14 protein-coding genes and 1 pseudogene are annotated in these 19167 nt (G+C 65.8%); 6 read left to right on the forward strand and 9 right to left on the reverse strand.

The features are described 5' to 3' along the window. Nucleotides 1–4 precede the first annotated feature (4 nt). Genes LKE50_06360 through ppk1 form a run of 5 tightly spaced genes read right to left on the reverse strand, consistent with a single transcriptional unit; the run spans nt 5 to nt 6460 of the window. Nucleotides 5–973 carry a P1 family peptidase gene (locus tag LKE50_06360; protein ID MCH3968223.1) on the reverse strand — a complete coding sequence of 323 codons (969 nt, stop codon included), beginning with the start codon at nt 971–973 and terminating at the stop codon, nt 5–7. 26 nt (nt 974–999) lie between these two features. Continuing rightward, the gene (locus LKE50_06365; GenBank protein MCH3968224.1) at nt 1000–1599 is read right to left on the reverse strand and encodes a Maf family protein; all 600 of its coding nucleotides are present in this window, start codon (nt 1597–1599) and stop codon (nt 1000–1002) included. Further along, a complete protein-coding gene (locus LKE50_06370) occupies nt 1596–2159 on the reverse strand; it encodes a DJ-1/PfpI family protein (GenBank protein ID MCH3968225.1) in 564 nt (187 codons plus the stop codon). Before LKE50_06370 ends, LKE50_06365 begins: the two co-directional genes overlap by 4 nt. Before the next feature lie 48 nt (nt 2160–2207). Next, on the reverse strand, nt 2208–3524 hold the full coding sequence (gene rlmD / locus LKE50_06375) for a 23S rRNA (uracil(1939)-C(5))-methyltransferase RlmD (GenBank protein MCH3968226.1): 1317 nt from the start codon (nt 3522–3524) through the stop codon (nt 2208–2210). Next, nucleotides 3524–6460 (reverse strand): polyphosphate kinase 1, encoded by a 2937-nt coding sequence (gene ppk1, locus LKE50_06380; GenBank protein ID MCH3968227.1) that lies wholly within the window; start codon nt 6458–6460, stop codon nt 3524–3526. Before ppk1 ends, rlmD begins: the two co-directional genes overlap by 1 nt. Nucleotides 6461–6635: 175 nt before the next feature. On the opposite strand from ppk1, the gene LKE50_06385 reads away from it, so the two are divergent. From LKE50_06385 to LKE50_06395, 3 genes are read left to right on the forward strand one after another with little or no spacing between them, the layout of a single operon-like run. Continuing rightward, entirely contained in the window at nt 6636–7883 is a 1248-nt protein-coding gene (locus tag LKE50_06385; GenBank protein ID MCH3968228.1) for an arginine deiminase, read from the forward strand. Between the two features lie 32 nt (nt 7884–7915). Beyond that, entirely contained in the window at nt 7916–8956 is a 1041-nt protein-coding gene (argF, locus tag LKE50_06390) for an ornithine carbamoyltransferase (GenBank protein MCH3968229.1), read from the forward strand. A gap of 15 nt (nt 8957–8971) precedes the next feature. Beyond that, complete coding sequence (locus LKE50_06395; protein ID MCH3968230.1) at nt 8972–9988, forward strand: YdcF family protein; 1017 nt, start codon at nt 8972–8974, stop codon at nt 9986–9988. Nucleotides 9989–10011: 23 nt separating this feature from the next. On the opposite strand, the pseudogene trpS reads toward LKE50_06395, so the two are convergent. Next, nucleotides 10012–11062 (reverse strand): annotated as a pseudogene (gene trpS / locus LKE50_06400) (tryptophan--tRNA ligase). A gap of 372 nt (nt 11063–11434) precedes the next feature. Between trpS and nrdD the strand changes: the two are divergent. Then, nucleotides 11435–13648, forward strand: a complete 2214-nt coding sequence (nrdD, locus tag LKE50_06405) for an anaerobic ribonucleoside-triphosphate reductase (protein MCH3968231.1) — start codon at nt 11435–11437, stop codon at nt 13646–13648. Between the two features lie 71 nt (nt 13649–13719). Continuing rightward, nucleotides 13720–14265: an anaerobic ribonucleoside-triphosphate reductase activating protein gene (gene nrdG, locus LKE50_06410; GenBank protein MCH3968232.1), complete on the forward strand. Its 546-nt coding sequence runs from the start codon at nt 13720–13722 to the stop codon at nt 14263–14265. A gap of 36 nt (nt 14266–14301) precedes the next feature. Here nrdG and LKE50_06415 read toward each other — a convergent pair whose 3' ends face one another. Further along, nucleotides 14302–15912, reverse strand: a complete 1611-nt coding sequence (locus LKE50_06415) for a glycosyltransferase family 39 protein (GenBank protein MCH3968233.1) — start codon at nt 15910–15912, stop codon at nt 14302–14304. A gap of 227 nt (nt 15913–16139) precedes the next feature. Here LKE50_06415 and LKE50_06420 point away from each other — a divergent pair, with 227 nt between their 5' ends. Then, nucleotides 16140–16763: an acetolactate decarboxylase gene (locus LKE50_06420; GenBank protein ID MCH3968234.1), complete on the forward strand. Its 624-nt coding sequence runs from the start codon at nt 16140–16142 to the stop codon at nt 16761–16763. Here LKE50_06420 and aroQ read toward each other — a convergent pair. Then, the gene (gene aroQ, locus LKE50_06425; protein ID MCH3968235.1) at nt 16694–17680 is read right to left on the reverse strand and encodes a type II 3-dehydroquinate dehydratase; all 987 of its coding nucleotides are present in this window, start codon (nt 17678–17680) and stop codon (nt 16694–16696) included. The two genes, LKE50_06420 and aroQ, sit on opposite strands and share 70 nt — an antisense overlap. 154 nt (nt 17681–17834) lie before the next feature. Then, nucleotides 17835–19166: a shikimate kinase gene (locus tag LKE50_06430; protein MCH3968236.1), complete on the reverse strand. Its 1332-nt coding sequence runs from the start codon at nt 19164–19166 to the stop codon at nt 17835–17837. Between the last annotated feature and the right edge of the window lies 1 nt (nt 19167).

Below are 19167 nucleotides of genomic sequence, written 5' to 3' on the forward strand. Positions count from 1 at the left end.
GTCGTCAGTCGGCGGCTCCGGGGAGGCCGAAGGCCCCCTCGGCTGTGGCAGCGCCGCGTGCGATCGCCTGCTCGAGGGCACGGCAGGCGAGCGTCCCCACGACGTCGACGGGCGCGATCAACGTCCCCTTGGCCATCACGAAGACGGTATCGCCGTCGTTGGTGGTATGCGTGGGCTTTATGGCATGTGCATAGGCGTCGGCCGCCATCTGGGCGACCTTCGTCGCCTGGGCCTTGGTGAGCGATGCATTCACGATGACGCACGAGATGGTGGTATTGGTTCGCGAGAGGGGCATGGTCGCCGCCGCGTCGAGGAGGAGCCGGGACTCGCTCACGACCTCGCGTGAGGCCGCGTCGGCGCGAAGGCCCGCGATCCAGGCACCGGTGTCGGGGTCGCAGACGTTCCCGCAGGCGTTCACGGCGGCGATCGCGGCGCAGGTGAGCTCGCCAGCGTGCTCGACGCAGGCCCCCAGCCCTGACTTCATGGCACGCTCGGGGCCGGCCAGCTTGCCGACGGTGCATCCGGCTCCTGCGCCCACGTTGCCGCAGACCACATGTCGTCCGTCGCCGTCGATTGCCGAGGTCACGGCTGCCGCGCCGTCCTTCGCAGTAGGGCGCACGGAGGGATCCCCGCAGGCGAGGTCGAACAGGCAGGCAGAGCTCACGATGGGGACGCGCCCCACGCCCACGTCGAGGCCGATCCCGCGTCGTTCGAGCTCGTCGGCCACTCCGCATGACGTCGCAAGGCCGAAGGCGGAGCCTCCCGAGAGCACGACGGCGTCGAGCACGTCCACCGTCTCCTCCGGGCGGAGCAGGTCGGTCTCGCGCGTGGCCGGGGCACCTCCGCGCACGTCGACGGCACCTGTGGCCCCCTCGGGACAGACGATGCAGGTGCAGCCCGTCCCGGCGGCCGCGTGGGTGACCTGGCCCACATAGAACCCCTCGAGCTCCGAGATGTCGACGATCTCATGCATGACGTGTTCCTCCCTGTCGTACTCGCTTATCGTTCCGGTGCGTCCGTCTCGGCGCCCAGGGCGTCCATCTCACGTACCAGGCGCGCGATGGGAAGGCCCACCACGTTGTAGTAGTCACCGTCGATCTTGCGGACCAGGAGGCGGCCTGCCCCCTGGATACCATAGGCGCCGGCCTTGTCGGCTGGCTCGCCCGTCCGCACATAACCGGCGATGAGGTCGTCGTCGAGGTCATAGAACGCGACCTCTGTGGTCTCCACGAAGTCGCGCTCGCGTGTGTCGGCGGAGCGTGCGGGATCGGCCGTGCGGAGCAGGCAGACCCCGGTCGAGACCTCGTGGGTACGGCCGGACAGGGCCCTCAGCATGGCCTGCGCCTCGGCTCCGTCGGCCGGCTTTCCCAGTGAACGACCGTCGAGCTCGACGGTGGTGTCGGCTGCGATGACGAGCTCGCCAGGTGTGGCCTGGGACGCGACGGCATGGGCCTTGGCGCAGGCGAGCCTGTCGACGAGCTGCTTGGGCGTCTCTCCCGTGCGCGGGGTCTCGTCGATGTCCGCAGGGATGACGCGTGCGTCGTAGCCTGCCTCGAAGAGGAGCTCGATGCGACGAGGCGATGAGGAGGCGAGGATCATCGGCCCTGCTCCGGTCCGAGGGCGAGCCCGGCGCGGACCTTGTCCACCGCGCTGGCGCCGCCGATGGCACGCACGATCTCGAGCGAGAAGGGCAGGGCCCACCCCATGCCCGAGGCCGTGATGAGGTTACCGTCCACGTAGACGCCCTCCTCAGCGGGGCGCACGCCTGCAGGGAAGTCCTTGTCGCAGCAGGGGAAGCACGTCGCCCTGCGGCCTTCGAGAAGCCCGAGCTCGGCCAGGATCGAGGGCGCAGCACAGATCGCCGCGACATGCCCGTGGTCCATGAATCGGGCGAGAAGGTCACAGACGCGCTGCTGTGCGCGGAGGTTGGGCGTGCCGGGGATGCCACCGGGGCACACGACCCAGTCGCAGGCGTCGAAGTCGTAGTCGTCAATGAGCACGTCGGCCACCACGGGCACCTGCTGGGAGCTCGTGACCGTGAGGCTCCTCATGCACGAGACGTCGGCGACGTCCACGCCGGCCCGCCTCAGCACGTCGGTCACCGTGAGGGCCTCGATCGTCTCGAAGCCGTCTGCCAACAGAACCGCTGCCTTGGTCATGATGACCATCCTTTCACATAGGTGACGCCGGTGCATGAAGCCATTGGGTCAGTGCTGGGCCCTCGCGAGGATCGTGACGCACTCCACGTGGAAGGTCTGGGGGAAGAGGTCCACCGGGGTGAGAGAGACGGGCTCGAAGGTGCCTGCCTCGCGGAAGCGTGCGAGGTCGCGCGCGAGCGTTGCCGGGTCGCACGAGACATAGGCGATGGCGCGTGCGCCTGTTGCCGAGAGCTGCTCCACCACATGGGGCGCCAGGCCGGCACGGGGCGGGTCGACCACGATGACGTCGGCATCCTCGTCAGGGAACTCGCGGTCGGCGTCGCCGCCCACGGCATCGACGTTGTCGAGACCCGAGGACTCGAGGTTACGTCTCAGGTCGCGGACCGCAGGGCCATAGCTCTCGACGGCGGCCACGTACGAGCAGCGTCGTGCCAAGGGTAGCGTGAAGGTGCCCGCTCCTGAGTAGAGGTCCATCGCGACGTCGTCATCGGCGGGTGCCAGCCCCTCGAGCACGAGCTCGACGAGCCTCTCGGCACCCTTCGTGTTGACCTGGAAGAACGATGGGGCCGAGAGGCGCATGTCCTCGCCGAGGACGCGCTCGTGCCAGGAGCCGGTGCCGGAGAGGCGCTCGACGCCGGCGATGCGGCGGGCCTTCTCGGGCCCTCGCGTCATGACCCGTACGACGGAGGTCGCCTTCACGGGTGCGAGGACGCGCGACGCCTGCCCGCGCGGGAATGCGCCGGAGGGGCCCCAGAGGGCGACCTCGACGTCACCGGTGGCATCCGAGGCCCGGATCCCCACGCGGTCGAGGGCGAGGTCGTGGCTCCCCGCCAGATAGGCGAGGGACCCCGAGACGGACTTGACCAGCTTGGAGTGGCTGTGCGAGAGGAGCGGGCAGGTCGTGACCTTGACGATGGAGTCGCTCGCGGCCGCATGCATGCCGACGAGGGCCCTACCGCCGCGGCGTTGGAAGGCGAGCTCCACCTTGTTGCGGTAGCCCCAGGCAGGTCCGGGGTCCTCGATGGGGCGCAGGACCTGGTCGACGAGCTCCTGCGGCAGGTGCCCGGTCCTCGTGAGGGCGTCCTCGACGTTGGCCTGCTTGGCCGCGAGCTGTGCGGGGCGCGCGAGGGATGCCCACGGGCAGCCGCCACAGACCGCGGAGAGTGGGCATGCGCTGGTGACACGGTCGGGGGACGGCTGCACGACGGAGTCCACCCGTGCGCGCGAGAAGCTCTTCCCGTCGCTCGTGATGGTGGCGTCGACGACGTCCCCTGCCAAGCCGCCCGAGACGAAGACGGTCTTGCCCCCGTCGGTATGGGCGATGGCATCGCAGCCATAGGTCATGCGTTCGCAGGTGAGCCTCACTATTCCTGGCCCTCGTGATCGTCATGCCTCTTGGCCTTGCCGAAGAGGAGGGTCTTGAAGCCGAGCCCGATGAGGGCGAACGCGGTATAGAAGCGTCCGTGCTGGCGCTTGACGAGCGTGGGGGCAGGTTCGGGCTGAGGTGCGGTCGCCTGGCCATTCGCGTCGTCCTTGGCCGGTGCTGACTCTATGACATGGGCCTCGACTGGTGTGGCAGCTACGTCGGCAGGTGTTGCAGGGCTCTCGGCTCCTTCTGCCTCGGGCGCCGTCGGCATGGGCCCTGCCTCTGGCACGGACTCAGTCTCGGCCTCGGCCGCGGCTGAGTCCATGTGCTCCGACGTGGGGGACGCCTCTGAGCCGGATGTCGCCACGGACTCGAGCGGCTGCTCGGATATGGCCTCGACCTCGGGCTCAGGGATCGGCTCAGTCCCGTCGTCTCTCGCGGGCTCTGATGCGACCTCGGCCGCTGGCTCGGGTGCGGCTCCCTCGTCTGTCGTGGGCTCGGGTCGCGGTTCCGGCCTGGCAACCGTGGCCTCCGCGCATGCATGGTCGCCCATGACGTCGGTCGCGACGGCCCGTGCGATCTTCTCGGATGCGAGGGTCACGAGCTCGGGGAACGAGAAGGGCGTCTTCATGGCGCGGAGCTCCTCGGCGACCTGCGGCTCGAGGGAGGCCATCGTCTGGCCGAGCGGTACCAGACGGCTCTCGGGGTCGTCGTCGGCGAGCATCGCCCTGCGGTAGGCGAGCGCGATGAGCGTCTGCTGGCTGTTGACGTGCGCCACGCCCTCAGGGGCCGGGATGGGCTCCCAGGTGCCCTCGGGGGTGAGCCTCCGTGCCTTGACGTTGTCAAGTACCTGCAGGTTCATGTACTGGATGACCATGTCGCGGCAGACGGGGTCGAGCACGGGGTAGCAGATCTCGACGCGGCGCTCGGTGTTGCGCGTCATCATGTCTGCGCTCGAGAGGTAGACCACGTCGGTGTCCGCGCCGAAGGCGTAGACGCGCGAGTGCTCGAGGAGCCGCCCCACGATCTGGTGCACGATGAGGCCGTCGGTCTTTCCGGGGACGCCTGCCCTTATGCAGCAGATGCCTCGGATGATCATGATGACCGTCACGCCGGCCTCGCAGGCCTCCGAGATCTTGTCGATGACGTCGCGGTCGGTGAGCGAGTTGAGCTTCATGAAGACCTTGGCGGGCTCTCCGGAGCGCGCGCGGCCGATCTCGCGGTCGAGGCCCCGCATGATGAGGGGCTTGAGGCCGATGGGTGCCACGCCGAGGAACTTGTAGGTGCCGGCGAGGTTGCCGATGGAGAGGTTCCGGAAGAAGGAGTTGCCGTCCTCGCCGATGCCCTCGTGCGCCGTGAGCAGCATGAAGTCAGAGTAGAGGCGGGCGGTCTTCTCGTTGAAGTTGCCCGTCCCGAGGCAGGTGATGCGGCGGATCTTGCCATCGGCGTGATAGGTGATCTGGCAGATCTTGGAGTGGCACTTGAACCCCTCCGAGCCATAGATCACCGTGCAGCCGGCGTTCTCGAGGCGCTCTGCCCACTCGATGTTGTTCTCCTCGTCGAAGCGGGCGCGCAGCTCCATGAGGACGGTGACGTCCTTGCCGTTCTCGGCGGCGGCGATGAGGCTCTCGCAGAGGCGTGACTGCTTGGCCACGCGGTACAGGGTGATCTTGACCGAGATGCACTCGTCGTCGGTCGAGGCCTCGTGGAGGAGGTTCAGCAGCGGGTTCATGCTCTCGTACGGGTAGAAGAGCAGGACGTCATGGTCGAGCACCTGGTCGCGCACGGGCTTGGAGGCATCGACCATGGGGGACTGCTGGGGCTCGAACGGCTCCTCGACGAGCGTCGACCGCCGGGCCGTGGGGATCTTGGGCTCGAGCCCGAAGACGTAGCCGAGGTCCATGGGGAAGTCCTGGCTCGTCACGCGCTCCGGTGCGAGCTCGAGCTCGTCGAGGATGAAGTCGCGTAGGGCGGGGTCAAGCTCGCCTTCCATCTCGAGGCGGACCGGCTGCAGGCGCTGGCGGCGCTTGAGGACCTTCTTCATGTGCTGGCGGTAGTCCTCCTCCTCCTCGACGCCCTCGCCGTCCGGGTCGATGTCGGCATTGCGGGTGACGCGGATGACGGCCGAGCTCGTGGGCTCGTACTGTCCGAAGAGCGTGCCGAGGCGCGCGATGATGATGTCCTCGATGAGGGTGTAGCGGTAGTGCTCCTCGGTGGAGGGGAGCTCGACCACGCGCGGCAGGGTAGGTGGCACCTCGACCATGCCGAGGACGCCTGACTCCTCTGGGCCGTCGAGCGAGGCCATCACGTAGAGCAGGCCGTTCCTCAGGTTGGGGAACGGGTGGCGCGGGTCGACGACCATGGGCGAGATGATGGGGGAGAGGGACGACTCGATCCAGGTGTCGATGGTGGCCTTGTCGGCCTCGGTGGCCTCTGCGGGATAGACGTGCTCGAGGCCTGCGTCCGCGAGCTCGCCCTCGATGCCGTGGAAGGCCTTCGACTGGCGCTCGATGAGGTCGGGGAGCATCTCGAAGAGGACGGCAAGCTGCTCGGAGGGCGTCTCGTTGGACTTGTTGTCGGCGGGCTGGTGCTTGAGGGTCGCCAGGTCCGAGAGGCCGCCCACGCGGATCATGAACCACTCGTCGAGGTTCGACGAGAAGATCGAGCAGAACTTGAGGCGCTCGAAGAGCGGCACCGTGGGGTCATAGGCCTCGTCGAGGACGCGGTTGTCGAACCTGAGCCAGCTCACCTCGCGGTTCTGGGTGTAGCTGAAGTCGTACTGCTCGCTCTCGTCGCGGTTGTCCGCGAAGCGGGCCGCCTTCTTGGCAAGGCTCGTGGCCGTCTGCTCGTACTCGGCCGCGACGCGGTCGTAGGCCTCGAGGGTCTCGTCGTCCAGGACCTTCGTGCGGGCCTTCTTGTCCTTCTTCTTGGCCATGCCAGGGTCTCCTCTCGAAATGTATCAGCGCCTATTCTACCGTCTTGCACCTCGCCGAAGGGCCTCCGTGGGCATTCCCTGACATTTCTTGATGCGCCGCGTGTCCTTGCGACGCATGCATGGGCAGGGCCTTCCTGCTAGGGTTCTTGAGGTACGCCTCTGAGAGGAGAAGGCCATGGCACGTCATACGGGGCTGCACGTCCCGAGCGAGATAAGCCCGCTGCGCAAGGTCTGCCTGCATCGGCCTGGCGAGGAGCTGCTGAACCTGCCGCCCGACGACCTGTCGGCCCTCCTGTTCGATGACATCCCCTTCCTCGAGGTCGCCCAGCAGGAGCACGACGCGTTTGCCGACATCCTCCGTGGCGAGGGGGTCGAGGTGGTCTACCTCGAGGACCTCGTGGCACAGGTCTTCGACGCGGTCCCTGGAACGAGGGAGCGCTTCCTCGACGAGTACCTCGACGAGTGCGGCCTCAAGGGCTCAGAGATGCTCGAGGCCGCCCGTGAGCGGCTCGAGGACATCCAAGACAACCGTGCCTTCGTCTGCAAGACCATGGCCGGCCTCACCAAGGGCGAGGTCGACCTTCCTCTCTCGGCGACCTCGACGCTCGCCGCGCTCGTGGGCGACATGGGCAGCGAGTCAGACCTCCTCGTCCCCCCGATGCCCAACCTCTACTTCACGCGCGACCCCTTCGCCGTCGTCGGCGCCGGGGTGACGCTCAACCACATGTACTCGCGGACGCGCCGTCGCGAGACGCTCTACGGGAAGTACGTCTTCACCTATCACCCCGACTACAAGGGGGTGCCGCTCTGGTTCAGGCGCGAGTCGGCGTTCCATCTCGAGGGTGGTGACGTCCTGAACCTCAACGAGCACACCCTTGCCGTGGGCATCTCGCAGCGCACGGAGCCTGCCGCCATCGACATCCTCGCGCAGAACCTCTTCTGGGGCCAGGTGCCGTCCCCCATAGACACCATCTATGCCTTCAAGATCCCGTCCTCGCGTGCCTTCATGCACCTCGACACCGTGTTCACGCAGATAGACGTCGACAAGTTCACCATCCATCCCGGAATCATGGGTGGACTGCAGGTGTTCCGCCTGAGGCGTGGGGCCCACCATGGCGAGGTCGAGATCGAGGAGCTGTTCGACCGTCTCCAGAACGTGCTGGCGACGGCCCTCGGCCTCGACTCGGTCAGGCTCATCCGGTGCGGCGGACGCGACCCGATCGCCGCGGCACGCGAGCAGTGGAACGACGGTTCCAACACGTTGGCCGTCTCACCTGGTACCATATGCGTCTATCAGAGGAACTCCGTCACGAACGACATCCTCGACCATGAGGGGATGCACCTGCTCGTGGTGCCGTCCTCGGAGCTCTCGCGCGGCCGAGGCGGCCCTCGCTGCATGAGCATGCCCCTCTGGCGTGACTAGCCCTGCACGCACCTCTCCAGAAAGGAACCCCCATGACCCCGGACCTCAACGGTCGCAGCTTCCTCAAGCTCCTCGACTACACCCCTGACGAGATTCGCTACCTGATCGACCTTGCCGCCGAGCTCAAGCGCAAGAAGCATGCCCACGAGGCCACGCGCTTCCTCGAGGGAAGGAACGTCGTGCTCCTCTTCGAGAAGACGTCCACGCGCACGAGGTGCTCCTTCGAGGTCGGCGCCATGGACCTTGGGATGGGCGTGACCTATCTCGAGCCGGGGTGCTCCCAGATGGGCAAGAAGGAGTCCATCGCCGACACCGCACGCGTGCTCGGGCGCATGTACGACGGTATCGAGTATCGCGGGTTCGCGCAGGCGAACGTCGAATGCCTCGCCGAGATGAGCGGCGTGCCGGTCTGGAACGGCCTCACGACCGAGTTCCACCCCACGCAGATGCTCGCCGACATGCTCACGGTGCGCGAGCACTTCGGCAGCCTTGCGGGACACAGGCTCACGTTCATGGGTGACGCCGGCAACAACGTGGGCAACTCGCTCATGGTGGTCTGCGCGAAGCTCGGCATCGACTTCTGCGCGTGTGGCCCCGAGGAGCAGATGCCTGCCCCCGCGCTCGTGGCGACCTGCCGCGAGGTCGCTGCGCAGTCGGGTTCAAGCATCACGCTGACCTCCGACGTGGCCGCCGGCGTCGCTGGCTCTGACGTCATCTACACCGACATCTGGGTCTCGATGGGCGAGGACGAGTCGGTCTGGCCCGAGCGCATCAAGCTGCTCGAGCCCTATCGCGTGACCGACGAGGTGATGGATGCCGCTGCCACCGATGCGGTCTTCCTCCACTGCCTGCCGAGCTACCACGACACGAACACCCAGGTGGGAAAGCATATCGCCGAAGCCTATGGCATCAAGGAGATGGAGGTCACCGACCACGTCTTCGAGTCGGGACGCTCCCTCGTGTTCGACGAGGCCGAGAACCGCATGCACACCATCAAGGCCGTCATGTACGCGACGCTCGGGCATCCCGTGTCCGATCTTGGCGACGCCTGGGTGGGTGCAGCTCAGGCCTAGGGGGTCTTTGGCGAGATGACGTCAATCGCGGTCGCATCGTGGGTCGTCTTCGGCATCCTTGCCACGTGGTTCGTGCTCTCGTTCGCTCATGAGCGCAGGCTCTATGCAAATGCGATCCTGCTCGGCGGGACGCTCCTCGTGCTGCTCGTGTGCCTGCTCCTCACATTCGACTCCTCACCTGCCAGGACGGTCGTCCTACTGCTCGTGGCATTCGGGATGCCGCTGTTCCTCGTGGTCTTCTCGGTCGTCTTCGTGGTCGACGGCATCACGACGGTCAGGCGTGAGGGAGCCTCGCTCTCGAGCATGGTCGGCTTCCTCTTCGTCGTGGGGATGTGGGGCGCCTTCGCGGTCGCGCTGTGGCTCCTCTTCGGCTCCTGGGGGGCGGGACGTCTGGGCACGTTCGTGGCGGCTGTGGGGGCACTCCTGCTCTGCGCCTGTGCCTACGTCCTCTTCACGTTCTTCTCGCTCGTCATCTATTCGTGGTTCTATCGGCTGCTGCCCCGCCGCAAGGACTATGACTACATCGTGGTGCTGGGGGCAGGCCTCATGCCTGACGGCACGCCGACGCCGCTCTTGGCCGACCGCCTCGCGCGTGCTCTCGACGTGTGGGAGGGCTGCGGGCGCAGACCCTCGTTCGTGACGAGCGGTGGCAAGGGGTCCGACGAGGCCATGAGCGAGGCGGCCTCGATGGCTGTCTGGCTCGAGCAGAGGGGGGTGGGCGTCGACGAGGTCATCCTCGAGGACCGGTCGACGACCACGCTCGAGAACATGCGCTTCTCGAAGGAGGTCATGGACGCGCGTGGCCCCGAGTACTCATGCGTCTTCGTGACCAACGACTTCCATGTCTTCAGGGCAGCGACCTGCGCCCGCATGGTCGGCCTCAAGGCCGAGGGCGTCGGCTGTCGTACGGCCGCGTGGTTCTGGCCGAGCGCGTTCGTACGGGAGTACGTGGCCATCATGAGGCGTCACCTCGTGCTGCCCGTCGTGCTGCTCGTCCTCTGGGCCCTTCTCCTCATGGCGGCGCTGGGCTAGCCGGCAGGTCGACCGCTCCCTTGCTAGTAGACCATGCCCATGGCGTTGCGGACCTCGTCCAGGGTCTTGTCCGCGATGACGTTGGCCTGGGCGTTGCCGGCCATGAGGATGTCGTGGACACGGTCGGGGTCGGCGGCGATCGCCTCGCGACGCTCGCGGATGGGGGCAAGGTAGGAGTTCACCGACTCCGTGACGTAGGACTTGAGGGCGCCGGCACCGGAGGCGCCGATCTCGTCGGCGATCTCCTCGGGGGTACGCCCGGTGCAGATGGCGGCCGTCGTGAGGAGGGCCGAGACGCCAGGACGTCCCTCGGGGTCATAGGTGATGATGCGCTCCGAGTCGGTGGGTGACTTCTTGATGCGCTTGGCGGTCTCGGCCGCGGTCATCGAGAGGTCGATGGCGTTGCCGTAGCTCTTGCTCATCTTGCGGCCGTCGAGTCCGGGCAGCAGGGGGACGTCGGAGAGGACGCCCGACACCTCGGGGAAGACCTTGCCATAGCGCTCGTTGAAACGGCGTGCGATGGTGCGGGTCAGCTCGATGTGGGGGAGCTGGTCACGGCCCACCGGCACGATGTCGCCCTTGCAGAACAGGATGTCGCAGGCCTGGTGCACGGGATAGGTGAGCAGGAGCCCTGTGAGGGCATGGCCCTGAGGCCTCCATCTCGGCCTTGACGGTGGGGTTCCTCTGGAGCTCGGCCTCGGTCACGAGCGAGAGGAACGGGAGCATCAGCTGGTTGGCGGCGGGAACCGCGGAGTGGCAGAAGATCATGGTCTTGTCGGGGTCGAGGCCGCAGGCCAGGTAGTCGACCACCATGTTGAAGACGTTGTCGGCGATGTGCTCGGTGGTGTCGCGGTCGGTGATGACCTGGTAGTCGGCGATGAGGACGTTCGTGTGGACCCCGAGGTCCTGGAGACGCACGCGCTCGGCGATGGTTCCGAAGTAGTGGCCGAGGTGGAGGCGTCCGGTGGGGCGGTCTCCTGTGAGCATGCAGTAGCGCTCGGGGTGTATCGGCAGGTCCTCCTGGATGCGACCGCTGCGTTCGAGTGCCGCCTCGTAGCTTCCCTCGTTGGGCATGAAGGTCCTCGCTTCCCTCTGGCAGGGGAGATGGTCCCCGGCGTGTTCGTGTTTGTGGCGACCTCGTGGCGAGGCCGCGCGTGTGGTCGCGGACATGAGTCCGCCACACGGTCTCCCATGGTACGCCAAGGCGGCATCCTGTATGCCGAAGGCGGCGCGAGGTCCCTGCTTCAGGGCATGCACGAGGTCTTGGCCGAGGCCACGGGCACATTCGATGTCAATGACGCCAACCACAACATGTTGTGCCCCGTTCACCGATTACACCCATCCGCTTGGATGTCAAGGCTACCCTTTGGAAATTCTCGCCGTATCATTGGGACCGTTGAATCGGAAGCGGGCATGACGCCTGCCGGACCATATGAAGAGGCAACCATGAAGATCATCAAGCGCAACGGCTCGGAGCGAGAGTTCGATGCCTCCAAGATCGTCGCTGCCGTCAAGAAGGCCAACATCACGGTGTCCCAGGCGCAGCGCCTGAGCGATGACCAGATCCGCGATGCCGCCGATGCCGTCGAGGTGGAGTGCTCGGCCTGCGGGCACACGCCCACGGTCGAGGAGGTCCAGGACATGGTCGAGGACCAGATCATGGCCAAGGGGGCCTTCACGGTCGCGCGGAACTACATCACGTACCGCTACGTGCAGAGCCTGAAGCGTACGTCCAACACCACCGACGACCGCATCCTCTCGCTCATCGAGTGCAACAACGAGGACGTCAAGCAGGAGAACTCCAACAAGAACCCCACCGTGAACTCCGTGCAGCGGGACTACATGGCCGGAGAGGTCTCGAAGGACCTCGCCATGCGCATGCTCCTTCCGGACGACGTGGTCGAGGCCCACAAGGAGGGCATCATCCACTTCCATGATGCCGACTACTACGCCCAGCACATGCACAACTGCGACCTCGTGAACCTCGAGGACATGCTGCAGAACGGCACGGTCATCTCGGGCACGCTCATCGAGAAGCCGCACAGCTTCAGCACCGCCTGCAACATCGCCACGCAGATAATCGCCCAGGTCGCCTCCAGCCAGTATGGCGGCCAGTCCATCTCGCTCACGCACCTCGCCCCCTTCGTCGACGTCTCCCGCAAGAAGATCAACCGTGACGTGGTGAAGGAGTTCGCGGAGGTCGGCATCGAGGCCACATCCGAGCAGGTCTCCGAGGTCGTCGAGGAGCGGCTGCTCGAGGAGATCCGTCGTGGCGTCCAGACCATCCAGTACCAGGTCGTCACCCTCATGACCACCAACGGACAGGCCCCGTTCGTGACGGTCTTCATGTACCTCAACGAGGCCCGGGACGCCCAGGAGAAGCACGACCTCGCCCTCATCATCAAGGAGATGCTCCGTCAGCGTTACCAGGGCGTGAAGAACGAGGCCGGCGTCTGGATCACGCCTGCCTTCCCCAAGCTCATCTATGTGCTCGAGGAGGACAACATCCGCCCCGGCTCCAAGTACTACTCGCTCACCGAGCTCGCTGCCAAGTGCACCGCCAAGCGCATGGTGCCCGACTACATCTCCGAGAAGAAGATGAAGGAGCTCAAGATCAACGGCAACGGCGAGGGCGACTGCTACACCTGCATGGGCTGCCGCAGCTTCCTCACCCCTGACAAGAGCGGGGACGGCTTCGACAACGTGGCGGGGGCCCTCAACTACGACCCGGCAAAGCCCAAGTACTACGGCCGCTTCAACCAGGGCGTCGTCACCATCAACCTTCCCGATGTGGCACTCTCCTCGGGCGGCGACATGGACTCCTTCTGGAAGATCTTCGACGAGCGGCTGGAGCTGTGCTACCGCGCGCTCATGTGCCGTCACGACCGTCTCATGGGTACCCTCTCGGACGCGGCACCCATCCTCTGGCAGTACGGTGCGCTCGCCCGTCTCAAGAAGGGCGAGAAGATCGACAAGCTTCTCTTCGGTGGCTACTCCACCATCAGCTTGGGCTATGCCGGCCTCTACGAGTGCGTCAAGTACATGACGGGCCACTCGCACACCGACCCCGAGGCCACGCCCTTCGCGCTTGAGGTCATGCAGCACATGAATGACAAGTGTGCCGAGTGGAAGGCCAAGGAGAACATCGACTTCTCCCTCTATGGCACACCCCTCGAGTCCACCACCTACACGTTTGCCAAGTCCCTCCAGCGCCGCTTCGGCGTCATCCCTGGCATCACGGACAAGGGCTACATCACCAACAGCTATCACGTCCACGTCACCGAGAAGATCGATGCCTTCACGAAGCTCAAGTTCGAGAGCGAGTTCCAACGCCTCAGCCCAGGTGGTGCCATCTCCTATGTCGAGGTCCCGAACATGCAGGACAACCTCGAGGCCGTGATGAGCGTCCTGGCGTTCATCTATGACAACATCATGTATGCCGAGCTCAACACCAAGTCCGACTACTGCCAGTGCTGCGGCTACGATGGCGAGATCAAGATCGTCGAGGACGACGGGAAGCTCGTCTGGGAGTGCCCCAAGTGCGGCAACCGTGACCAGACCAAGCTCAATGTGGCGCGCCGTACCTGTGGCTACATCGGGACTCAGTTCTGGAACCAGGGCCGCACCGAGGAGATCCGCGACCGCGTCATGCACCTGTAGACACGGCCCGGAGGCCTGTCGAACGATTCCGGGGCGGCCGAGCTGGTCGCCCCGACCTGTGAGGAGCACGCGTGAACTACGCGACCATCAAGTACTGTGACATCGCAAACGGCGCCGGGGTCAGGACGAGCCTGTTCGTCTCGGGGTGCACGCGTCACTGCAAGGACTGCTTCAATGCGGTCGCCTGGCCCTTCGACTACGGCGAACCCTTCGACGACGAGGTCGCTGACGAGGTCGTCAAGAGCCTCGATGCCCCGTATGTCGCCGGGCTGTCGCTCCTGGGCGGGGAGCCCATGGAGCCTCAGAACCAGGTCGGACTCGTGGGCCTCGTCGAGCGCGTCCGTCGCGAGCGCCCGGACAAGACCATCTGGTGCTACACGGGTGACGTCCTCGACGACGTGCTCGTGGGTGGGCGTCACCACACGGACGTGACCGACCGGTTCCTCTCGTGCATCGACGTCCTCGTGGATGGGGCCTTCGACACCGAGCGCCATGACATCTCGCTGAGGTTCAGGGGCTCCGCCAACCAGCGCATCATCGACCTGCCAAAGACGCTTGCGGCAGGCCACGTCGTGGTCTGGGCCGACGACCCGGTCTTCTCGACGCACACCGTCTAGGCAGGGGCGAGGGCCGCCCCCCACCACGCCTGGACGCTAATGGGTGAGTATCACGTACCCTGCGCCTTCGACCACTTCCGTGGCGTCCGTCAGCCTGTCGCTGACCTCGTCGTAATAGTCGGTCGGCAGGATGATCATGGCCTCGTCGTCCCCGAGGAACCCGGATATCCCAGACTGCTCTGCCGTGACGTCACCATAGAGCTCGGCGATGGCGAGGGTCCCCTGGGCCAGCCCCTTGGTGGTCTGGCCGCGCTCCAGCGACGAGCTGCTGGCATCCTCGTAATAGAGGTCCATCCCCTGCGCGAGGCTCCCTGACTCGAAGGAGTCCTCGAGGACTCCCTGGAGGGCCTCCTGATAGCTCCTGTCCTCTAACGAGTAGCCCCAGCTCGCCGGGAGCTCGTCGTAGACGACGATTCGATAGGTCTGGTAGAGCCCGAGCCCGGCCACCGCGCAGACCGCGGTGAGCATGAGGGCTGGGATGATCCGTCTCGCGCCCATACGCTCCCTGATGGCATGCATGATCCGGGCAGCCTCGATGCCGCCGAGCGCGAAGAGCGCGATCACGGTGGGGTAGACGTACCAGACGAGCTTCGTGGAAGCGATGGAGAACAGCAGGAAGGGCACCGCGAACCAGAGGAAGAGCCCCCAGACGGTCAAGGCGTCCGGCTCCCCTCCCGTGCTCGTCGGCGCCGCATGGCGGACGTGCGCTCTGATGCGCCGTATGAGGGTCCCCACCAGGAGCAGCGACGCCAGCGCCGCGGAGGCGAGGAACCCCGGGTCACGAAGCATGATGGCTGCGTAGGTGAGGAAGTTCCCGGAATTGCCCTCGAGTGCCGTGGTCGAGCGCGAGAGCAGGTCGTAGGAGACCATGCTCTCGAAGAACGTCGTCCCATCGAACGAGTACCGTGCGATGGCCCATATGGCTATCGGTGCCAGGCAGCAGCCGAGGTAGCCCAGCACATCCCGCGGCCTGAGGGCGCGCCAGCGGCGCGTCGTCAGGAGCCAGACGAGGACCACTGCGGGGATGATGCCGGCATGCCAGCTCTTCTCCAGGAAGGCCAACGAGAAGGAGAGGCCCGAAAGGCATGTCCAACGCGTACCTTCGTCAGAGAGGAGCATGCAGACAAGGGAGCAGGTGGTGAGGAGCACGAAGACCGAGTCCGCGTCCCCCGAGCGGACCATATGGAAGCCGAAGAGATGTGAGCAGGTCAGGCCGAGCGCCATGGAGCACAACGCCGCGGTCCTCCCGAAGCGATGCCGTACGAACAGGCCGAGGACGAGCATCGTGAGCACGTAGGCGAGGGCCGAGTAGCAACGGAAGGCGAAGGTGGTGAAGCCGAGGAGCCTATAGAAGCCCATGATGAGCCAGAAGCTCAAGGGGGGCTTGAGGTTCCAGTAGTCGAGGTCGCCGCCGTAGCTGTTCGCGATGAGGTTGCCGCTCCGGAGCATCTCGTAGGCGTTGACGGCATGGCGCGACTCGTCCGAGTCCCATACCACGCCTGCTCCGAGGTCATAGAAGCAGAAGAAGGCGGTCAGGGCGAGGAGGCCCAGGAAGAGCACGACATAGAGCACCGAGCCACGGGCGGGTGCCATATGTCTGGCGGCGCCGTTGGTGGCCGAGGGGCATGTCTTGTCATGCACTCGCATCGCGTCTCCAACGCCCGCTACGCCATTAATATTGTAATTATAGCGTCCCAAACTGAAAATGGGCACGAGGCATGGTGTCGCGCAGACCTTGGATGTGCCCTTCGCTTGGCAGGCCCTCAGACTTGTGCGACTCCTGAGGAAGCGTCCGCATGGTCCGATCGCTCGCGTTCGTGGTCCCGTCCCTGGGTATGTTTGAAGTCGAGCACACGAGGCGAGGGAGAGCGTCTATGTCCGATGGGTTCTGGAGTGCGGTCGCAGGGGTCGATCATGCCGGGGTCGCGCAGGCCTCGGAGGTGAGCTCCCACGGCGACGTCGGCATCGCCCATGGTGCTGACGGCCGCGAGGTCGTCGTCTCTGACGGGGTCGCATATGCCTCCGGCGACGATGGTCCCGCGTCCCCGCTTCCCAGGGACGCCTCCCTCGAATCGTGCCAGGTCGCCTTCTTCGACCATTACGCACCGGTCTTCCTCGCCAACGACCTCGCGAGCCTCTCGGACCTGTTCCGTTCGCTTGATGCCAGGAGGGTGGTCTCGCGGTCGCCTGAGGCGATCTTCGTCCTCATGGCCACCGGTTCGTTCGGTGAGGTGGACGTCAAGTGTGACGATGGTCGTGTGCTCGACTTCATCGGGCTGGAGGGGACCCTCGTCGGGGTCAGGATGCCGGTGTCCTTGGGTTCGGTGTCAAACGTGGGATGGCACCTGCACCTCCTCTCGCAGGGGAGGAAGATAGCGGGTCACCTTCTGGGATTCGACGGGGCGAGCCTGGCGTGCCAGGTCTGTCGCTATGACGAGTGCTCGGTCCGGCTCCCGTCTGCCAGGTGCGCCGCGAGGTCGCCGATGGCCTTCGCGTAGCCCTCGAGGCCAAGGCCCATGATGGTCTCGAAGCATGCCGCGCGTACGTATGAGACCTGCCTGAAGTCCTCGCGTTCGTCCACCTTCGAGATATGCACCTCGACGCAGGGGATGTCAACTGCCTTCAGGGCGTCGAGGAGCGCGATGGAGGTGTGCGTGAGGGCGCCTGGGTTGATGACGATGCCGTCATAGACCTTCCAAGCGGCTTGGATCTCGTCGATGAGGTCTCCCTCGTGGTTCGACTGGAAGCACGTGACCTCCGAGAAGCCTGTGGCTTGGCCTGCGGTGTGGCAGAGCGCCACGAGGGTCGCATAGTCTGCGTTGCCATAGATGGCGGGCTCGCGGATGCCGAGCATGTTGATGTTCGGGCCATTGATGACGAGGATGCGACGGTCCGGAGGGGTGGTGTCGGTGACCTCATGTGAGGGCGCGATGGTCTCCTCCTCGGCCTCGCGGTCATCTACGTCCGCCTGGCCGTCCGGGTCGTCCTCGAAGAGATGGCGCAAGGCGTCGACATCCGAGTCGTCCGGTGTCGCCTCGACGCTGGTCGAGGCGACTTGGGCCTCATAGCTCCGGCGCTGACCGGGGCTGATCTCGACCCTCAACGGGTCTGCCGACGACTCGCGTCCACCGAGGGCATCCTTGTGGCCGGACATCCCCATGCCGTGACCCGAGAGCCTCGAGAACTCGCGGGCGACCGCATCGACCGAAGAGGGCCCGAAGACCACCTCTATGCCTGACTGGCCCCTTCTGGTGAGGCCGAGGACGCTATGAAGTGCGTTGATGGCATCTGCGTCGACCTTCGAAGGGTCCAGGAGGGTGAGCCTGAGCCGGGTCATGCAGACGGAGTTGGAGATGATGTTGTCAGATCCACCAACCGCCTCGAGCACATCGCGTGCGATGAGGGCGTTGTTCATGTGAGAGATACCTTTCGAGATGATGCGAGCTAACGGTTACCACGTGCATACAGCTTCTTTCAGTGTCGCGCAACCACGGCCAGCGCCTCCGACCAAAGCGTGGGCGGCTCCGTATGGACCCGTTAACGGTCAGAACCGCAGCCTGACGATGGGATTATGTGCAGATGCTGTGTGCCGGCCCATCGTCGGGCCAAGCTCCCAGGAGCCGCACGATCTTCTCGGCATCCCCCTCGGCGGATCCCGTGCAGCGGATGACCAGGTCTGACCAGGAACGATAGAGTGGCATGCGAGATGCCGCGATCGAGTCGACCCCGCGTGCGGCCGTGACGGGCCTGCCGTCGCAGGCGAGCTCGTCGAGCGCGCGGTCGAGCATGACGACGAGCCCATTCTGCCTGAGGAGGTCGAGGTTCTCCGGACGTTCGACCACGCCACCCCCGCAGGCGATGACGAGACCTGACTGCCCGGCGTAGGTGGCAAGGACCTTGGTCTCGAGGTCACGGAAGGCGGCCTCGCCATGGCGCTCGAAGTACGACGGTATGTCACAGCCCGCCTCGAGCACGGCCGCGTCGTCGAGGTCCACGAAAGGACGGCTCAGGAGGCGCGCGAGCCTCCTGCCGGCACCGGTCTTGCCGGACCCGGGCATGCCTATCAGGAAGACGCTCGTGGTCTGCCTCATGATGTCACGCTCGATGGACGTGACGGCGTCGTCGGGCAGCGCGGTCCCCTGGAAGAGCTCGCTCGAGAAGCGCGCCTGCGCCACGAGCATCGCGAGGCCGCTCTCATACGGGATTCCGAGGTGTCCGGCAGCGAGGCAGATACCCGTGCGGTGTGGGTTGTAGACCACATCGAGCACGCCTTCGAGCTGGGGGAGGGCGGCAAGCGTGGCCTCGGGGAGGGCGCTTGCCGGACAGGCGGGATACATGCCTACCGGTGTGGCGTTCACGACGAGCAAGGCATCTCGATGCCTCTGGGCGAGGTCGGCATACGTGTCGGGGCCCTTCCGGGAGATCACGCTCACGCAGGCCCCGACGCCCTCGAGCGCGCACGTCACGGCTCGTGAGGCCCCGCCTGAACCGAGGACGAGCACCTGCCTGCCCGTCAGCACCTGGCTTGCGTCACCTTCGAGCTCGCGGGTGCAGAATCGTTGCAACATCCATGAGAACCCCGTCACGTCGGTGTTGTCCGCAAGGATGGTGCCGTCCGGGCGTCTTACGAGCGTGTTGGCGGCTCCCACCCGTCCGACCAAAGGCGTGACCTCGTCAGCGAGGGCGATGACGTCGCGCTTGTAGGGGATGGTCACGTTGAGGCCGCGCCAGGTGGCGTCCTCGCGGACGGCCGCCCGAAGTCCCGCTGGCTCCACCTCGCGGAGGTCATAGGGTGCGCTCCCGAGGGCGGCATGGATCTGGGGCGACCAGGAGTGCCCGAGCGTGCGACCGAGGAGCCCATAGGGTGCAGATGCGACCTGCGACGAGGGGTTGCTCTGCATC

The organism is Atopobiaceae bacterium, assembly GCA_022483015.1.
Classification (GTDB): domain Bacteria; phylum Actinomycetota; class Coriobacteriia; order Coriobacteriales; family Atopobiaceae; genus JALCUE01.